The organism is Kitasatospora sp. NPDC048365, from assembly GCF_043200835.1.
Classification (GTDB): Bacteria; Actinomycetota; Actinomycetes; order Streptomycetales; family Streptomycetaceae; genus Kitasatospora; species Kitasatospora terrestris.
Window position 1 is genome coordinate 263,030 of sequence record NZ_JBICYJ010000005.1, and the last position, 16,645, is coordinate 279,674.

The window sequence follows — 16,645 nt, forward strand, 5'->3', positions numbered from 1 at the left end:
CCCACGCGTCCGCACCGTCAGCGACCACACCTCCTCCCACCAGGAAGCGGTCTCCCATGCCCGAAAACCCCGTCCCGCTGCACCTCGCCCCGCTGCACCTCGCCGTCGCCCTGGACGGCGCCAGCTGGCATCCCGCCGCCTGGCGCGAGCCCGACGCCCGACCACGCGAGCTGTTCACCGCCCGCTACTGGGCCGATCTCGTCGCCGAGGCCGAGCGCGGCCTGCTGGACCTGGTCACCCTGGAGGACTCGCTCAGCCTCCAGTCCACCCACCCCTTCGCCCCGGACGAGCGGACCGACCAGGTGCGCGGCCGCCTCGACGCCGTCCTCGTCGCCGCCCGGATCGCGCCGCTGACCCGGCGCATCGGGCTGGTCCCGACGGCGATCGTCACCCACACCGAGCCGTTCCACCTCTCCAAGGCCGTCGCCACCCTCGACTTCGTCAGCTCCGGCCGGGCCGGTCTGCGGGTGAAGGTGTCGGGCCGGGTCGACGAGGCCGCGCACATCGGCCGCCGGTCGGCGCCCGAGCTGAGCTTCGAGGACCTCGACACACCCGCCGGACTGGAGATCCTCCGGGACCTCTTCGGCGAGGCGGAGGACTACGTCGAGGTCGTCCGCCGGCTGTGGGACAGCTGGGAGGACGACGCGGAGATCCGCGACACCGCCACCGGCCGGTTCGTCGACCGCGAGAAGCTCCACTACATCGACTTCGAGGGCCGCCATTTCAGCGTGCGCGGACCGTCCATCACCCCGCGCCCGCCGCAGGGCCAACCCCTCGTCACCGCCCTCGCGCACCGCGGCGAGCCCTACCGCCTGGTCGGCCGCTCGGCCGACCTCGGCTTCGTCACCCCGTACGACGCCGCCGACGCCCGCACCGTCGTCGCCGAGATCCGCCGGGCCCAGGCCGACGCCGGCCGCGCGGACGAGACCGTCCACGTCTTCGGCGACCTGGTGGTCTTCCTCGACGAGACCCCCGACGCCGCCGCCGAGCGCCGCGACCGCCTCGACCGGCAGGCCGGCGCCGCCCTCACCAGCGACGCCCGCATCTTCACCGGCACGGCCGCCGAACTCGCCGACCTGCTCCAGGAGTGGCAGCACGCCGGACTCACCGGCTTCCGGCTGCGCCCCGCCGCCCTGCCCCACGACCTGGAGCAGATCACCCGCCGGCTGGTGCCCGAACTCCAGCGCCGCGGCGCCTTCCGCACCGCCTACGAGACGACCACCCTGCGCGGACACCTCGGCCTGCCACGCCCCGCCAACCGCTACGCCGGCCACGTCACCCGCACTGTCAGCGCCTGAGCCGGAAGGACCGCCCGAGCGATGAGCAAGCCCGTCAAGCAGATCCACCTCGCCGCCCACTTCCCCGGCGTGAACAACACCACGGTCTGGAGCGACCCGCAGGCCGGCAGCCAGATCGACTTCAACTCCTTCGTCCACCTCGCCCGGACCGCCGAGCGCGCCAAGTTCGACTTCCTCTTCCTCGCCGAGGGCCTGCGGCTGCGCGAGCAGAACGGCGAGATCTACGACCTGGACGTGGTCGGGCGACCCGACACCTTCACCGTCCTCGCCGCGCTCGCCGCCGTCACCGACCGGCTAGGACTCGCCGGGACCGTCAACTCCACCTTCAACGAGCCCTACGAGGTGGCCCGGCAGTTCGCCTCGCTCGACCACCTCTCCGACGGCCGCGCGGCCTGGAACGTGGTCACCTCCTGGGACGAGTTCACCGGCGAGAACTTCCGCCGCGGCGGCTTCCTCGCGCAGGAGGACCGCTACGAGCGCGCCCGGCAGTTCCTCACCGCCGCGCGGGGGCTCTTCGACTCCTGGCGCGGCGACGAGATCCTCGCCGACCGGCAGTCAGGGGCCTTCCTGCGCGAGCCCGGCCCCGGCCGGTTCGACCACCACGACGGCCAGTTCGCCATCTCCGGGCACTTCAACGTCCCGCGCAGCCCGCAGGGCCGCCCGGTGATCTTCCAGGCCGGCGACTCCGACGCGGGACGCGAGTTCGCCGCCTCCGCCGCCGACGCCATCTTCAGCCGGCACGGCACCCCGGAGGCCGGCCGGGCCTTCTACACCGACGTCAAGGACCGCCTGGCCCGCCACGGCCGCACCCGCGACGAGCTGAAGATCCTGCCCGGCGTCACCTTCGTCCTCGGCGACACCGAGGCCGACGCACACGAGAAGGCCCACCTGATCCGCCGCCAGCAGGTCAGCGGGCAGACCGCGATCCGGCTCCTCGAACAGCTGTGGAACCGCGACCTCAGCGCGTACGACCCCGACGGCCCGCTGCCCGAGGTGGACCCCCTCCTCGGCGAACACACCGTCGCCCGCGGCCGCGCCTCCGTCCGCCACCACCAGGACCCGCTCGCCGTCGCCGCCGAATGGCGCGCCCTCGCCGAGGCCAAGAAGCTCTCGATCCGCGAACTGATCATCGAGGTGACCGGACGCCAGTCCTTCATCGGCACCCCGGCCCAGGTCGCCGAACAGCTCAACGAGTCCGTCCAGACCGACGCCGCCGACGGCTTCATCCTCGTCCCGCACCTGACCCCGGGCGGACTGGACGAGTTCGCCGACACCGTCGTCCCGCTGCTCCAGGAACGCGGCGTCTTCCGCACCGAGTACGAGGGCACCACCCTGCGCGACCACCTCGGCCTCGCCACGCCCCGCCCGACTCCCCGCTAGGTCACCCGGACGCACCGATGAAGGACTCGACATGAGCAACACCCCGCTGACCGTCCTCGACCTGGTACCCGTCTCCTCCGGATCGACCGCCGCCGAGGCCCTGCGCAACAGCATCGACCTCGCCCGGCGCGCCGAGGAACTCGGCTACGCGCGCTACTGGTTCGCCGAGCACCACCTCAACCCCGGCGTCGCCGGCACCTCGCCCGCCGTCGTCCTCGCCCTGACCGCGGCCGCCACCTCGACCATCCGGCTCGGCGCCGGCGCCGTCCAGCTCGGCCACCGCACCGCCCTCGCCACCGTCGAGGAGTTCGGCCTGCTCGACGCGCTCCACCCCGGCCGCTTCGACCTGGGCCTCGGCCGCTCCGGCGGCCGCTCCACCCGGGCCGACGCCCCGCCGGCCACCGAGGAGCCGCCGGCCACCGAGGAGCCGAGCACGACCGACCCCGCCCCGGGCGGTCTGCACATACCGGCCCGGTTCAGCTACGAACACCTGCTGCGGCACCCGCGCTTCGCCCTGCACCAGCAACTGCTGCTGCTGCCGGAGGCGAAGTCGCAGCCGTACGACGAGCAGATCGCCGACATCCTCCACCTGCTGGCCGGCACCTACACCACCGCGGACGGCGTGCAGGCGCACGTCGTCCCCGGCGAAGGCGCCGACCTCCAGGTCTGGATCCTCGGCAGCAGCGCCGGCATCAGCGCCGAGGTCGCCGGCGCCCACGGCCTGCGCTTCGCCGCGAACTACCACGTCAGCCCCGCCACCGTGCTGGAAGCCGCCGAGGCCTACCGGGCGGCCTTCAAACCCTCCGCCGAACTGGAACGCCCCCACGTCAGCGTCTCCGCCGACGTCGTGGTCGCCGAGGACGAGGCCACCGCCCGCGAACTCGCCACCGGCTACGGGCTGTGGGTGCGCAGCATCCGCAGCGGCGACGGCGCGATCCCGTTCCCCACCCCCGACGAAGCCCGCGCCCACCCCTGGACCGAGGCCGACCGGGCGCTGGTGGCGGACCGCACCGAGACCCAGTTCGTCGGCACGCCCCAGCAGGTCGCCGACCAGCTGGAGACCCTCCGCGATGCCACCGGCGCGGACGAACTGATCATCACCACCATCACCCACCGGCACCGCGACCGGGTCCGCTCCTACGAGCTGCTCGCCGAGGAATGGCACTGCCGATGACCCCGCCCGACCCGCCCGCCCGACCCGCCGCCCGGCCGACCCGTACCGACCCCCGAGGAGTACTCGTGACCGTCCAGGACACCGCCCGCGACGAGTTCACCCGGCAGTGGGAGCAGTGGCACGCCGCCCACGAGCGGGCCCTCGCCGACCCGCACGGCTTCCTCGCCGTCACCGGCCTGCACTGGCTGACGGGCGAGCCCACCCGCTACCCCGACGCGCCCGGCGCCTGGTCCAGCACCGAGCAGGGCATCGCCGTCCACCTCGACGAGGGCGAGGAACTGGTCGTGGACGGCACCGCGGTGCACGGGCACCACCGGTTCGGCATCCTCGACGAACGGGCCAGCCTCTACGCCGCGGTCGGCGACGGCTCCCTCGTCGAGATCGCCAAGCGCGGCGGCCACGACATCCTGCGCCCGCGCCACCCCGACAACGAACTCCGCGTCCGCTTCACCCACACCCCGGCGTACCCGCCCGACCCGCGCTGGTCGCTGACCGGCCGCTACCTGCCCTTCGACGCGCCGCGCGCCACCACCGTCGGCGCGGCGGTCGAAGGACTGCAGCACGTCTACGACGCCCCGGGCGAGGTCGAGTTCGACCTGGACGGCCGCACCCACCGGCTCACCGTCTTCAACGGCAGCGGCCCCGGCACCCTCCAGGCCCTCTTCACGGACGCCACCTCGGGCGTCACCACCTACGCCGCCAACCGCGCCCTCTCCATCCCCGCCCCCGACTCCGAAGGCCGGGTCCTGGTCGACTTCAACCGCGCCACCAACCTCCCCTGCGCCTACACCGACCTCGCCACCTGCCCCCTCCCACCCGCCGAGAACCGCCTCCCGATCCCCATCGAGGCCGGCGAGAAGACCCCCCACGAGCGCACCACGAACCCCTGACCCACCCGCCCCGGTGACCACCCCACCGGGGCATCCCGCTTCTCGGCCGCGCCTCAGGGGTGCTCGGCCCCGTCGCGGCCCGCCGCCGGCACCCCGGGCGGGGAGGGAGGTCCGAACCGGACCGCCACCCCGGGCGAGTACAGGACGCTGACCGGGACGCCGGTCGGCCGCGGCAGGCCCGCGGCAGCCAGGAGGTCCTCCTCGCAGTGGAGGAGTTCGGCCCGGTGCAAGGGCCAGCGGGGGTGGCTGTTCGGCAGGTGGACGGGGCGGCCGAGCCAGGTGTTGTGCAGGCCCCAGCGCGCGGTGAGGAAGTTCTCGAGGTCGCTGGGCCGCTCGATGCGCTCGCCGATGCGCACGGTGACGGCCGATCGGGCGCCGCGTGGGGCGGGCCAGCGGCGGCGCGAGGTGTACGTGATGGTGTCGCCCTCACGCCGGATCGTCATCCCGGCCCAGGTGTAGGGCAGTCGGAAGGCGCTGCGGGCGACGAGCACGGGCAGCAGACGGGACGCTTCCAGGGATCGGAAGACCACTCCGCGGCGGCCGTGCCCGTCCACCGAGTAGAGGCGCACGTTGGTCTCCGGGAAGGTGCCCAGGTAGGGCAGGCCGGGCGCACCGAACCAGCCGATCCGGTGCATCCGGAAGGGCACCAGGCCGACGTAGGCGAGGCCGTCGTGGGTGTCCGGCACGGTCCCGGCGGGCAGCAGCGGTGCGACGACGGCGGGGTCGAAGGCCCAGTGGAGGAACGACAGGTCGAGCCACGACTGGGTGAGCAGCGTACGGCTGACGGCGCGCACCGGGTCGGGCGTGATCGGCTCGACGGGTGCGGGTACGGGCGGCATGACGGCAGCGTCGCACACCTTCACGGGCGCGAACCTACACGTGCGCCCTGATCGCTCATAGTGCCCGGACGGTCACTCATGGTGTGACGATGCACACAGTTATGACATGTGCACGCCGTGCAATACTCACTCCCGTCAGGCCACAAGCCTTCGACTTCCAGGGAGAAAACCGCCATGAGCGCCCGTATCGCAGCTGCTGCCCTCGCCGTCACCGCGACTCTCGCCGTACCCGCCCCCTCGTTCGCCGCCACCGGCGCCGAGGCGGGGGCGGCCACGAGCACGAGTACGGCCGTCTGTTCCACCGGATCGGCGGTCGGACGCCCGTGCGTCTGGCACGAGCGGGACGACGACGGCATCACCGGTCTCGCCCGGCTGACCCCGACCGACGCGCGGCCGGTCCTCGCGAAGGTCGAGCTGCGCACCCAGCGGGCGTGGGGCAGCCCGTGGCTGACGGTGGCCTCGGTGACGTCGATCCGGACGGGCGGGGGCGCGGCCGTCCTCGCCACGCCGAAGGTGGCGACCGGCGACCTGGGCATCGTCTGCGTCACCACGTCCCCGGTGTTCGCCCCGGCGGAGAAGGTCACCACCTGCACCAACCCGGGCTGACGGGTCGGGCCGGCCCCACCCGAACGGCTCAGCGGGCGGCGCGGCGAGCCGCCCGGCTCACCCGGGAGGGCGACCGCGCCGACCGGCGGCTGCTGCGGACCGAACTCGCGGTGCCGGCGGTGGTGGCCCTGCTGATGCCCGTCCGCCACCTCTGGCGGGTCCGAACCCGCCCGCGCGCCGCCAAGGGCTGGTCAGGCGCCGAAGACCTCGCCGAGGCCGAGGCCGTCGTCGACGGGCCGTCCGGCGTCCACCCACCGCTGGTAGACCGGGGCGGCGAGCCTGCTCGCACGGTCGACGGCTTCGCTGTCGCGGTCGGCCTCGACGAGGCCAGCCAGGTACTCGGGGACCGTCAGCCCGGCCTTGGCCGCGGTCGTCTCCACCCAGTCGGCCAGGTCGCCGTCCAGCAGCACGGGTTCGATTTGACGGAGGGTCATGCCACCAGCGTACCCGCGGCTCCGCGCTCCCATCCGCGCCGCGCACGCCTCATACCCCGGGCAGCGGCGGTTCCACGGGCTGGGTCCGGTCGACGATCATGAGAGCAGTTCATCATCCCGCGACCCGTGGCGCACGGGCGGCACTGCCCTCGGCGTCGATGCGATTTCGTACGGGTGAGCGTGTCGCCCCGAAGGGGTGAAGCCGTGGCGCGGCGGTTTCGGGCGGCCGCGGGGTTCGGGCAGGATCGCGGGGAAGAGATCAGCAGCCGGGGCCGGTGGCCTGCGGCCGGCACGCATCGCGTGCCGCGACACGGGATCGAGGACCGACCCTGATGGCGCAAGGAACAGTGAAGTGGTTCAACGGCGAGAAGGGCTTCGGCTTCATCGCGCCGGACGAGGGCGGCGCCGACGTGTTCGTCCACTTCTCCGCGGTCGTCGGCTCCGGGTACCGGAACCTGGAGGAGAACCAGCGGGTCGAGTTCGAGATCCAGCAGGGCCAGCGCGGGCCGCAGGCGGTCGAGGTCAGGCCGCTGTAGCCGCCCCGGCAGCCGCCGGCCCGCCACCCGACCGCCCGCAGGAGCCCGTCAGCCGGTGATCTCGGCGAGCGGGAAGTGGCCGCCGTGGCCGGTGCGACGCTGCGGGCGTACCCGCCCGTGGTCACCGGCGCGGCCGCCCTGGTGGGGCAGCTCGACGACGCGCGCCCCGGTGGATTCCAGGAAATCGGCGACCGCGTCGGCCGTGCGGGAGTCGAGGGAGAACACCCAGCGCCCGGGGATGAGCACGGTGGAGATCTGTCCCATCGACGCGCGGGCCAGCAGGAGCCGCAGTTGCGGCCGCAGGCCGGCGGACGGGGCGCCGTTGTCGAGGTAGGTCTGCGTGGGGCCGGCACCGAGCAGCTGGGCGTGGTCCTCCAGCGCCCTGCGGTGGGCATCCATCTGCCAGCTGTCGTAGGGATAACAGCGCAGGTAGAGAGCTGTCCCTGTGGAGGCTTCGCCGCCGTCCGGGGTGGTGGTCATCGTCGCTCCTCGTCGAGCCGGACGATGCCACTTCTTCGAGCGTCGTCCATCGACACGCCATCCATGATGGACTGGACCAATGTCGAACGTCCAGACCGATATCTGTCCTCTGCGGTGACGGAAAGTAGCGGTCGGCGGTGTCGTCGCCGGTCCTGGAGGGTCCGGACGTGGCGAAGGTCGAGCTCTGCGTGACCGCCCCGTCCGTACGAGCCGCACGAGCCCGGGTGCCGTCCGTCTGCGGCACACTGATCACCACGGCCCGGCGCGAACGCCCGGGGCGGCGGCGGTCACGGGGACTGGGGGCGGCATGGAGATTGGCAGCACGATCGGCGGCCGGTACCGGATCCAGGCACACCTCGCGGGGGAGGTGTGGGCCGCCGAGGACACCCGGTCGGGCACGCGGGTGGCGGTGAAGACGCTCTCCGGGCCGCCCGCCCCGGCCGTCCGGCTGCGGCACCCCGGCATCACCACCGTCCTCGCCGTGGGTGAGCACGACGGAACGCCGTTCCTCGCCATGGAACTGCTCGACGGGTACACCCTGGACGACCACCTGCTCGACGGCGGGTACGACACCGCCCAGGTCGCCGACTACGGCGCCCAGGTCGCGGACGCCCTCGCCGTCGCCCACCGGGCCGGAACTACCCACGGCCGGATCGAACCCGCCCAGCTGCAGCTCACCCGGGCCGGCGCCCTGAAGATCCTCGGCCTCGGCACCGTCCCCCCGCCGCACAGCCTCGACCTCGCCGCCCTCGGCGCCACACTGGACGAGCTGCTCCGCCGCCCGGCGCCACCCGGCCCGCCGGGGGAGCTCGGCACGCTGATCGCGGAGCTGCGCAGCGCGCCGGCCCAGCACGACCCGCAGCTGACCGCGGCCTACGCCGCCCGGCTGCGCCGCCTCGCCGACGGACCGGCCTCCGCGGAGCCGCCGGCCCGGCCCCGGCGACCGCCCGTGGCGCGCACCTTCTGGATCGACCGGCAGCCGGGGCGGACGCTGCTCGGCCGGGTACTGGCCGGGGTGATCCTGGCCGGGCTGATCGCGGTCACGGCGTACGCGATCACGGTGACCGCCTGACGCCGCCGCGGGCCGGCGCCGTCCGTCCGAGGTCGGGTCGGAACCGATCAGGTTCGGAGAAGCCCCGCCGGCGGTCCGGCTCCTAGCGTGGTGGTCATGGCTACCACTGCTGCTCCCACCGCATCCGACGCGTCCCTCGCCTCCGTCACCCTCGACGTGGCCGACCTGGAGGCCGCCCGCCGCTTCTACCGCGAGTTCGGCGTGGACGCGTACGTCCGCCTGCGGGCGTCCGAGGCGCCCTCCACCGGATTCCGCGGCTTCACCCTGGCCCTCACGGTGTCCGGGCCGGCCACGGTCGACGGCTTCGTCGCCGCCGCGGTCGCCGGCGGCGCCACCGTCCTGAAGCCCGCCGCGAAGTCGCTCTGGGGCTACGGCGGCGTCGTCCAGGCCCCGGACGGGACGATCTGGAAGATCGCGACCTCGGCGAAGAAGGACACCGGCCCCGCCACCCGCGAGATCGACGAGGTGGTCCTGCTGCTCGGCGTCGAGGACGTCAAGGCCACCCGGCAGTTCTACGTCGGGCGCGGCCTCGCCGTGGCCAAGAGCTTCGGCGGCAAGTACACCGAGTTCGCCACCGGCGACGCCGGCCCGGTCAAGCTCGCCCTCTACAAGCGCCGCGCCCTCGCCAAGGACCTCGGCGTCCCCGCCGACGGCACCGGCTCGCACCGGATCACGCTCGGCGGCACCGCCGACGCCTTCACCGACCCCGACGGATTCGCCTGGGAGACCGCCGCGGCACAGGCCTGAGTCCCCGCCCGTCCGGGGCCGGATCCCGTCCTACTCCCGTCCTACTCGGGCCACAGGCGCCAGATCTGGGCGGTGCGGTCGTCGGAGGCGGTGGCGAGGAGGGCCCCGTCCGGGCTGAAGGCGACTGCCTGGACCCAGTTGCCGTGCGGGATCTCCAGGAGCCGGGCACCGGTGCGCGCGTCCCACAGCCGCGCATGCTTGCCGCTGACGGTGGCCAGCAGGGAGCCGTCGGGGCTGAACACCACCCTGGTCGACGGGTCGGGGATCTGCAGCACCTCGTCGCCGGTGCCCGCGTCCCAGAGTTGGGTGGCCTGCCGGCAGGCGGTGGCGAGGAGCGTGCCGTCCGGGCTGAACGCCACCCCCTCCACCCCCAAGGTGGAGCCGGTGGGCACGGCCTGGAGTTCGAGGACGGCCTGGCCGCCGGCCAGGTCCCAGACCTCGGCGTGGCAGGTGTCGTCCGGCGGCCAGACACCGTTGCTGACGACCGCCAGCCGGGTGCCGTCGGGGCTGAACGACAGGCCGTTGACCCAGGCGACGCCGATGGTCAGCAGCTCGGCGCCGTCGGCCGCCCGCCACAGGCGGACGGTACGGGTGCCGCCGGTCGCGAGCAGCGCACCGTCGGGACTGAACGCGACCGCCCGGACCTCGCTCTCGTGGAACCCGCTGAGCAGCGCGGTGCCGCCGGCCGCGGGGAGGATCTGCCAGCGGCCCGCGAGGCGGTCGGCAGACGTGAGCCGCGGGATCGCGCCGGTGGCGGCGAACCGCCCGCCGTCGGGGCTGAAGGCGATGCCGCCGTTGGAGTAGGCCTGGGCCCACAGCGGCCAGCCGTGCCGGAAGCTGCGCACCGGCCGACCGGACAGGTCCACCAGCAGGGTCCGGCCGGGCCGGAACAGCGCCACGCCCCGGCCGTCCGGTGTGAACGCGACCTGCGCCACGAGCTTCGGTGTCGCGAGGGTGGCCAGCCGGACCGGTCGGAGCCGCGCCGGGTCGCGGCGTGGCGGCGGCGGTGCGGTGGCGACGGCCGGGGCGGCGAGGGGGAGCGGGGGCGTCGGCGCTCCGGGGGAGTGCCGCACGCCGAGGTGGTCGTGGAACTCGGCGTGCCGGAACTGGTACCACGGTCCGACGCTGCGCAGCAGCCCGAGCCGGTGCGCATCGTCGAGGAACACCATCAGCCGCCGCGGCAGCACGCCGTCGAAGGAGAGCCGGAAGACGGCGGTCAGGTAGGCGAGCCAGGCGTGCTGACGTCCGACGAGCGCTCCGTACGCCGCGCCGGCGACCGCCCCGAGGGCGGCGACCGGAAGCGTCTCGCGCAACGGGTGGCCGGTGAGGGCGGTGAGGAGCGCGCCGGTGCCGCCGGCCAGGGCGGCGGCGGTCAGGATGCGGAAGAGGTTGAGCCGGCGGTCGGCGCGCCAGTCGGTGAGCGGCGTGATCGCGTCCCAGGCGCCGCCGACCGGCTCGGCCCACGTGGTGACCGCGGCGTGCAGGCGGATCAGCAGGGCGAGTGTTCCGAGCCCGAGGCCGTAGCGGAGGCCGGCCGCGATGCCGTCGCCCTCGAAAACCTGCCCGAGCAGTCCGTAGATCAGGCCGCAGACGAGCGCCAAGAGCAGCGCACCACCGCACGCCGCGGCCAGCCGGCCGATCAGTCTCCCGAGCCGGCCGGTCAGCCGCAGGTCCGCGCGGCCTGGAAGCTGGCCGCCCCAGGAGAGGTCGTCCGCGGTCTCGTAGACGTACGAGCACCCGAGGAACCAGAGGATCATCGCGAACACGGTGCTCGGGCCGAGGAGCACCCGGCAGGTCAGCAGGGTCCAGGCCAGGCCCACCAGGGCGACTGCGAGTTTGACGGCGACGCCGGGCAGGCGGCCGTCGGGGCGGGCGGTCCGCGCCAGTGCCCACCAGGCGAACTCCCGCACCCCGTAGCTCCTCGCGCCGACCCGCCGCTCCAGGACCGGGCTGCCGTCGAGCAGGGCGGCCAGGTTGCCCAGCCACCGCTCGACGTCGGCGGCGTCGTGGGCCCGGCGGGGCCGGAACAGGTCGGCCTCGCCCTTCGCGGCCGGCGGACGGGCGTCGAGGAGCGCGGGGATCAGCCGGTCGAACAGGTGCGCCCTCAACTCCCGTGCCGTGGGGAAGCGCTCGCGGTCCAGCAGCTCGGACGGGTCGGCGGACTCGGCGCAGACGGTGCGCAGCAGCCACAGGCCGAGCGGGGTGGCGGCGACCTCCGCCGACGGCGTCGAACCCCGCCGCAGCTCCTCGAGGAAGCGCTCCCGGCCGGGATGGACGGCGCGGCCGTCGACGCTCTCGGACAGGTGGTCGGCGGCCTGCTGCGGGGTGAACGGCCGCGGCACCAGCATGCCCGCGCCGCGGATCGACCGGGCCGCGCGGACGGCGTCCGCGTACTCGTCCGGCCGGGTGGTCACGATCAGCCAACTGTCCTCGGTCAACGCCTCGTTGATCCGGTTGAGCAACAACGGGCGGGCGGTCGCGGGCGCCTCGTCGAGCCCGTCCAGGACCGGCAGCAGGCGGCCCGCACGGAAGAGCGTGCGGGCCGGGAAGGGCGAGGTCTCCCGCAGGGCTTCGTACGTCTCACCCAGGCGGACGACCAGCCACTCCTCCAGGGTCGGGAACTGGTCGACGTCCCAGTCGGAAAGGGGAAGCAGTACGGGTACCGGACCGCTCTGCCCGGCTGCCGACAGTCGGCGCACCACCTGGATGGCGAGGGTGCTCTTGCCTGCGCCCGGCCCGCCCGTGACCACCAGCCGCTGCCGCGGCAGGCGCAGGAAACGGTCGGTCAGTTCGGCCGGCCGGTCGCCGCTTCCGGACCACACCACCGGCCCGAACGACACGGCCCCACGGGCATCGCCGGACGCGCCGTCCCCGCCCGTCCCCGCAGCCACGGAGACGTCGGTGACCAGGTCCCACCGCACCGGCATGGGAGCGTCCAGGGCGAGGACCACCGCCTCCTGCTGCCACTGGACGTGCACCGTGGCGCGCAGTGCCTCGACCGCCTCGTCCAGCGTCCCGGGCGGCGCCGGGAGGCGCTCCGCCCGGAGCGGGAACCAGAGCGCCCCGAGCGCAGCGAGCCCGGTCACCGTCCACACCAGCGGTGGCCACCAACTCGCCTCCACCTGAACGGTGTTGGTCGCAAGGCTGCCTACCAGCCCGAGCGCCACGGCGGCCAGCGCCGCCGAAACCGTCCACCCCCGACGTCCCATGCCGCACAGAATGCCCGCCGCATCGCCGCGCCGACAACAGACCTGCGCAATGTCCCGACCTGTTCCCCGGCGCGTCCGGGGCCGGGGAGGTGGCCGCGTTTCAGCGGCGGACCTTCAGGGTCCACTTCTCGGCGGTGCGGACCGCGACGAGCCCCGGCGGCACCGGGTAGACCCCGGGCTTCGCGCAGAGCTGCCGCTCGGGGCGCAGGTACGCGTCCAGCGTCGCCAGCACGACGGAGTCCGATTCGGCCCTGCGGTCGAGCCGGACGCGCACCTTCGTGCCGGTGCCGGTCATCTCCAGCAGCTCCCAGCCGTGACCGGACAGCTCCTCCCGCAGCTCGCGGACCCGGTCCAGGGGGAGGACCTCCAGGCGCCACGAGGCCACGGGGTCCAGCTTGACCACCACGTGGCACCAGCCCTCCGGGCCCACGGCGAGCGGGCCGGTCGTCGGCATCCCGGTGCCGAACCGCCCGACGCGCTGGCCGGTGCCGTCGGACTGGACGGTGTGGACGTAGCCCGTGGTGCCCTCCGGCCCGTCACAGGTGGCCCGGAGCAGGGCGGGCGGGCCCGCGTAGCGCAGCACGGCCTGGCCCTTCCCCTCGGCGTACCCGTCCAGGACCTCCGCCGTGTCGATCGGACGGACCCGCAGCCGCCAGTCGCCGGAGCCCTCCACCCGCAGCCGGACCTCCGGCTCGCCCTTGGCGAACGCCAGCAGCTGCCCCCGCGCGTCCCTGGTGGTGGCGAAGGCGGTCAGCTCGGTCACGCCGCCCTGCTCGTCCAGCCGCCAGACGTAGAACCAGCTGTGCCGGCTCGGCCCGTCGAGCCGCTCGTACTCCACGATGGCCGGCCGACCCGGTGCGGGGTTCACGACGGTCAGCTCCTGCTTGCCCCTCCCCTCCTGGACGGTGGCGGCGTGGACCGGGCCTGCCTCGCCGGAGGTCTTCCGGAACAGCTCGTCCGCGCGTGGGGGAGCCGTCGCAGGCTCCGCCCCGACCGCGGGGCCCGGCACCTTCACCAGGGACGACACCCGGTCGGCGGTCGCGTCGGACGCCGGCCCGGGAAGCGGTTCCGCCGGGTCGGCCCCGACCGCGGGACCGGGCACCGGAAGTGCCTCGACGGGGAAGCCGAAGTCCGCGGCGAGCGCGGCCGGTCCGGCGGCGTAGCCCTGGCCCACGGCCCGGAAACGCCACGCCCCGTTGCGCCGGTAGCACTCCCCGAGCACCAGCGCGCCCTCCCCGCCGCCGTCCACGACCTCGTACCGCGCCACGGCCGCGCCCTCGCCACCGGCCACCTCCACCGACAGCCCGGCGACCGCAGCGGACGTCCCGCCGGCGGCCACCACGGCGATCAGCACCCGCTGGACGTCGGCCTCCACCGCCTCCTCGTCCACCTCCACCCACTCGACGAGGAGCTCGCCCTCCACCCCTCCACCCAGGTGCCGGACCGCGCCCGACGGATGCGCCCGCCGCCCGCCGTGGACCACGTCGGCCTCGCCCCGCACCCGGCCCGCCGCGTCCACCAGCACTGCCACGGCGGCCACCGCGGCGGCTACCGCGGCGGTCCCCGGCCGGGCCTCGCGGGCCACGGTGACACGGAACGGGCCTGCGGGCAGCAGGGTGTTGGCCCCCTTGAGGATGATCGTCATACCGTCATCCTGGCACTGTCCGTGATCCGAGGACATCGAAATCCGCGCGGTCGACAGCCCGGCGGAAAGGGAGGAGTTCGACCTGCTGACGGTCGGTGGTTCGGCCGCCGACCATCAGGATCCGGTCAACTCGGGGACGCCCGCGGGCGAGTTGACCGGGATCACCGGCAGCCGCCCGGTGGGCGCTCCTACGATCGGCGAACACCGGGGAACGACCGTGGTTCGAGGGGGCACCGTGGCGCGCAGACCCGCACGACGACGCCGGAGTTCCGCACGCCGCGCCAGGCAGGCCCGCGACAACTCCGTCCTGGCCCTCGGCCTCGCGCTCGGGCTGATCGTCCTGGTGGCGTCCGCCCTGGTCTGGCTCGTCCACCACCTGCTCGTCCTGCTGGCGCTGCTGACCGTCGCCCTGGCCGTCACCGCCGCCATGGTCCGCCGCCGGGTGCTGGCCGGCCGCCGCGCGTACGAGTCCCGGGTCGCACAACTGCGGCACATCGGGCCGTTCCTGTCGATGTCGCCGAAAGACTTCGAACACGCCCTGGCGGTGCTCTGCCGACGCGACGGCTGCACGAACGTCACCGTCGTCGGCGGCGCCGGCGACCTCGCGGCCGACGTCCTCGCCACCACCCCGGCCGGGCAGCGGATCCTCATCCAGGCCAAGCGCTACGGACCCCGCACCTTCGTCGGCTCCCAGGACGTGCAGCAGGTCAACGGGACCTACCGCGACGTCCACGGCTGCGACCTGGCCGCAGTCGTGACCACCAACACGTTCACCAAGGCCGCCTCCGCGTTCTGCGCCCAGGTCGGCATCCGCACCGTCGACCGGAAGGCCCTCGCCCTCTGGGCGGAGGGCACCGGCGCACCGCCCTGGAACTGACGGTAGACCGGCAGTGCGTTGTCGGAGGTCACCGGCAGGATCATGCGCATGGACACGGATGCCTTCTGGAACGTCATCGAGAACTGCCGACAGCAGGCCAACGGGCCGGGCGAACGGCTCGCCCACCTGCACGCCGAGCTGTCGCGGCGCCCGGAGACCGACGCCGTGGGCTTCCAGGCGCGTCTCGAAGAGGCGACCGACGACGCCTACAGCTGGGAACTGTGGGCCGCCGCGGAGAGGATCTTCGGCGGCTGGTGCTCGGACGACGGGTTCTTCTACTTCCGGCTCTGGCTGGTCGGCCTCGGCCGGGCCGCCTTCGAACGGGCCCTCGCCGAGCCCGACACCCTGGCCGAAGCCCCGGAAGTGCGCCGACTGGCCGGCCGCCCCCGGCGCGCCTGGGACGACGACTGGCCCGAGTGGGAACCGCTCGACTACGTCGCGGCCGAGGTCCACGAGGCACTGACCGGGACACACGACGAGGCAGCCACCTTCTACACCCTCGTCCAGGAGGAGGAACGCCCCAGCGCCCACCCGGGCGCGGACCCCGCCGGCACCCGGTGGGACGTCCGCGACGAAGCCGCCGCCGCCCGCCGCCTCCCGAAGCTGAGCGCGCTGTTCCCGATCGACCACACCCACGGCTGACGCCCGCGCACACACCGCTGTGGCACGGCGGAGACGCGCTCCACATGGGGCGCACACACAACGGCGGAACGCTGCAGGCATGCTGATCGAACGAGGAGAGGGGGCGGACATGGCACGCGTGCTGGTCGTCGAGGACGACCACGGGCTGCGGGAGGCACTGCGGTTGGCGCTGATCGGCCTCGGCCACGACGTCCACGTGGCGCCGGACGGGCCGACCGGGCTGGCCGCGCTGACCGCACCGGACGGACCGCCGGCGGAGTGCGTGGTGCTCGACGTGATGATGCCGGGCATGGACGGCTTCGAGGTGTGCCGCGAGATCCGCAGGGCCGGCCGCACCCCCGTCATCATGCTCACCGCCCGCTCGGAACCCATCGACATCGTCGCCGGACTGGAGTGCGGCGCGGACGACTACGTGGCCAAGCCGGTCGAACCGCGCGTCCTGGACGCCAGGATCAAGGCCGTGCTGCGCCGCGCGGCCCCGATCGAGCGGGAGAACGACACGTCCGGAGCGGTCCACCTCGGATCGGTCCGGGTCGACACCCGGGCCATGACCGTCACCAAGGACGGGGCACCGGTCGACCTCACCCCCACCGAGCTGCGCCTGCTGCTGGAATTCGTCACCAACCCGGGCCAGGTGCTGACCCGACAGGTCCTGCTCGACCGGGTCTGGGACTACGGGTACCTCGGAGACTCGCGGATCGTCGACGCGTGCGTCTGGCGGCTGCGCGCGAAGACCGAGGACGACCCGGCCCGGCCCACCCTGATCGCCACCGTGCGCGGCGTCGGCTACCGGCTGGACCTCCCGTGAGCGCCCGG

Annotated in this window: 16 protein-coding genes; 11 read left to right on the forward strand and 5 right to left on the reverse strand. The window is 74.2% G+C overall.

Going from position 1 to position 16,645, the window contains the following annotated elements:
* Nucleotides 1–56 precede the first annotated feature (56 nt).
* The 4 genes from ACGFX4_RS07485 (at nt 57) to ACGFX4_RS07500 (ending at nt 4,742) form a co-directional block, all read left to right on the forward strand.
* Nucleotides 57–1,298 (forward strand): LLM class flavin-dependent oxidoreductase, encoded by a 1,242-nt coding sequence (locus ACGFX4_RS07485; protein ID WP_393071028.1) that lies wholly within the window; start codon nt 57–59, stop codon nt 1,296–1,298.
* Between the two features lie 21 nt (nt 1,299–1,319).
* The gene (locus ACGFX4_RS07490) at nt 1,320–2,678 is read left to right on the forward strand and encodes an NtaA/DmoA family FMN-dependent monooxygenase (protein WP_393071029.1); all 1,359 of its coding nucleotides are present in this window, start codon (nt 1,320–1,322) and stop codon (nt 2,676–2,678) included.
* 31 nt (nt 2,679–2,709) lie between these two features.
* Nucleotides 2,710–3,852 (forward strand): LLM class flavin-dependent oxidoreductase, encoded by a 1,143-nt coding sequence (locus ACGFX4_RS07495; protein WP_393071030.1) that lies wholly within the window; start codon nt 2,710–2,712, stop codon nt 3,850–3,852.
* 65 nt (nt 3,853–3,917) lie between these two features.
* Nucleotides 3,918–4,742, forward strand: a complete 825-nt coding sequence (locus ACGFX4_RS07500) for a DUF1684 domain-containing protein (RefSeq protein ID WP_393071031.1) — start codon at nt 3,918–3,920, stop codon at nt 4,740–4,742.
* 53 nt (nt 4,743–4,795) lie between these two features.
* Here ACGFX4_RS07500 and ACGFX4_RS07505 read toward each other — a convergent pair whose 3' ends face one another.
* Nucleotides 4,796–5,581, reverse strand: coding sequence for a YqjF family protein (locus ACGFX4_RS07505; RefSeq protein WP_393071032.1), 786 nt, complete (start codon nt 5,579–5,581; stop codon nt 4,796–4,798).
* Between the two features lie 174 nt (nt 5,582–5,755).
* On the opposite strand from ACGFX4_RS07505, the gene ACGFX4_RS07510 reads away from it, so the two are divergent.
* Complete coding sequence (locus tag ACGFX4_RS07510; protein WP_393071033.1) at nt 5,756–6,187, forward strand: hypothetical protein; 432 nt, start codon at nt 5,756–5,758, stop codon at nt 6,185–6,187.
* Between the two features lie 191 nt (nt 6,188–6,378).
* On the opposite strand, the gene ACGFX4_RS07515 is transcribed toward ACGFX4_RS07510, so the two are convergent.
* On the reverse strand, nt 6,379–6,621 hold the full coding sequence (locus ACGFX4_RS07515; protein WP_393071034.1) for a hypothetical protein: 243 nt from the start codon (nt 6,619–6,621) through the stop codon (nt 6,379–6,381).
* A gap of 332 nt (nt 6,622–6,953) precedes the next feature.
* On the opposite strand from ACGFX4_RS07515, the gene ACGFX4_RS07520 reads away from it, so the two are divergent.
* Complete coding sequence (locus ACGFX4_RS07520) at nt 6,954–7,157, forward strand: cold-shock protein (protein WP_393071035.1); 204 nt, start codon at nt 6,954–6,956, stop codon at nt 7,155–7,157.
* A 48-nt stretch (nt 7,158–7,205) separates the two neighbouring features.
* On the opposite strand, the gene ACGFX4_RS07525 is transcribed toward ACGFX4_RS07520, so the two are convergent.
* The gene (locus tag ACGFX4_RS07525; RefSeq protein WP_393071036.1) at nt 7,206–7,637 is read right to left on the reverse strand and encodes a hypothetical protein; all 432 of its coding nucleotides are present in this window, start codon (nt 7,635–7,637) and stop codon (nt 7,206–7,208) included.
* Between the two features lie 307 nt (nt 7,638–7,944).
* On the opposite strand from ACGFX4_RS07525, the gene ACGFX4_RS07530 reads away from it, so the two are divergent.
* Together ACGFX4_RS07530 and ACGFX4_RS07535 are read left to right on the forward strand one after the other, a co-directional pair.
* Entirely contained in the window at nt 7,945–8,709 is a 765-nt protein-coding gene (locus ACGFX4_RS07530) for a hypothetical protein (RefSeq protein WP_393071037.1), read from the forward strand.
* Nucleotides 8,710–8,805: 96 nt separating this feature from the next.
* Entirely contained in the window at nt 8,806–9,456 is a 651-nt protein-coding gene (locus ACGFX4_RS07535) for a glyoxalase (RefSeq protein WP_393071038.1), read from the forward strand.
* A 41-nt stretch (nt 9,457–9,497) separates the two neighbouring features.
* Here the strand turns inward: ACGFX4_RS07535 and ACGFX4_RS07540 are convergent, their stop codons facing one another.
* Both ACGFX4_RS07540 and ACGFX4_RS07545 read right to left on the reverse strand, forming a co-directional pair.
* Nucleotides 9,498–12,665 (reverse strand): NACHT domain-containing protein, encoded by a 3,168-nt coding sequence (locus tag ACGFX4_RS07540; protein ID WP_393071039.1) that lies wholly within the window; start codon nt 12,663–12,665, stop codon nt 9,498–9,500.
* Between the two features lie 100 nt (nt 12,666–12,765).
* Nucleotides 12,766–14,310: a TerD family protein gene (locus ACGFX4_RS07545; protein ID WP_393071040.1), complete on the reverse strand. Its 1,545-nt coding sequence runs from the start codon at nt 14,308–14,310 to the stop codon at nt 12,766–12,768.
* Between the two features lie 235 nt (nt 14,311–14,545).
* On the opposite strand from ACGFX4_RS07545, the gene ACGFX4_RS07550 reads away from it, so the two are divergent.
* The 3 genes from ACGFX4_RS07550 (at nt 14,546) to ACGFX4_RS07560 (ending at nt 16,637) form a co-directional block, all read left to right on the forward strand.
* A complete protein-coding gene (locus tag ACGFX4_RS07550; protein WP_393071041.1) occupies nt 14,546–15,187 on the forward strand; it encodes a restriction endonuclease in 642 nt (213 codons plus the stop codon).
* Between the two features lie 48 nt (nt 15,188–15,235).
* A complete protein-coding gene (locus ACGFX4_RS07555) occupies nt 15,236–15,829 on the forward strand; it encodes a DUF4240 domain-containing protein (RefSeq protein ID WP_393071042.1) in 594 nt (197 codons plus the stop codon).
* 109 nt (nt 15,830–15,938) lie between these two features.
* Nucleotides 15,939–16,637, forward strand: a complete 699-nt coding sequence (locus ACGFX4_RS07560) for a response regulator (RefSeq protein WP_393071043.1) — start codon at nt 15,939–15,941, stop codon at nt 16,635–16,637.
* Nucleotides 16,638–16,645: the final 8 nt, after the last annotated feature.

Excerpts from the sequence above, each read along its gene's own strand:
- ACGFX4_RS07560 (WP_393071043.1), top strand. The coding sequence starts at position 15,939 with ATGGCACGCGTGCTGGTCGTCGAGGACGACCACGGGCTGCGGGAGGCA.
- ACGFX4_RS07495 (WP_393071030.1), top strand. The coding sequence starts at position 2,710 with ATGAGCAACACCCCGCTGACCGTCCTCGACCTGGTACCCGTCTCCTCC.
- ACGFX4_RS07515 (WP_393071034.1), bottom strand. The coding sequence starts at position 6,621 with ATGACCCTCCGTCAAATCGAACCCGTGCTGCTGGACGGCGACCTGGCC.
- ACGFX4_RS07545 (WP_393071040.1), bottom strand. The coding sequence starts at position 14,310 with ATGACGATCATCCTCAAGGGGGCCAACACCCTGCTGCCCGCAGGCCCG.
- ACGFX4_RS07505 (WP_393071032.1), bottom strand. The coding sequence starts at position 5,581 with ATGCCGCCCGTACCCGCACCCGTCGAGCCGATCACGCCCGACCCGGTG.
- ACGFX4_RS07485 (WP_393071028.1), top strand. The coding sequence starts at position 57 with ATGCCCGAAAACCCCGTCCCGCTGCACCTCGCCCCGCTGCACCTCGCC.
- ACGFX4_RS07525 (WP_393071036.1), bottom strand. The coding sequence starts at position 7,637 with ATGACCACCACCCCGGACGGCGGCGAAGCCTCCACAGGGACAGCTCTC.
- ACGFX4_RS07490 (WP_393071029.1), top strand. The coding sequence starts at position 1,320 with ATGAGCAAGCCCGTCAAGCAGATCCACCTCGCCGCCCACTTCCCCGGC.
- ACGFX4_RS07520 (WP_393071035.1), top strand. The coding sequence starts at position 6,954 with ATGGCGCAAGGAACAGTGAAGTGGTTCAACGGCGAGAAGGGCTTCGGC.
- ACGFX4_RS07540 (WP_393071039.1), bottom strand. The coding sequence starts at position 12,665 with ATGGGACGTCGGGGGTGGACGGTTTCGGCGGCGCTGGCCGCCGTGGCG.
- ACGFX4_RS07530 (WP_393071037.1), top strand. The coding sequence starts at position 7,945 with ATGGAGATTGGCAGCACGATCGGCGGCCGGTACCGGATCCAGGCACAC.
- ACGFX4_RS07555 (WP_393071042.1), top strand. The coding sequence starts at position 15,236 with ATGGACACGGATGCCTTCTGGAACGTCATCGAGAACTGCCGACAGCAG.
- ACGFX4_RS07510 (WP_393071033.1), top strand. The coding sequence starts at position 5,756 with ATGAGCGCCCGTATCGCAGCTGCTGCCCTCGCCGTCACCGCGACTCTC.
- ACGFX4_RS07535 (WP_393071038.1), top strand. The coding sequence starts at position 8,806 with ATGGCTACCACTGCTGCTCCCACCGCATCCGACGCGTCCCTCGCCTCC.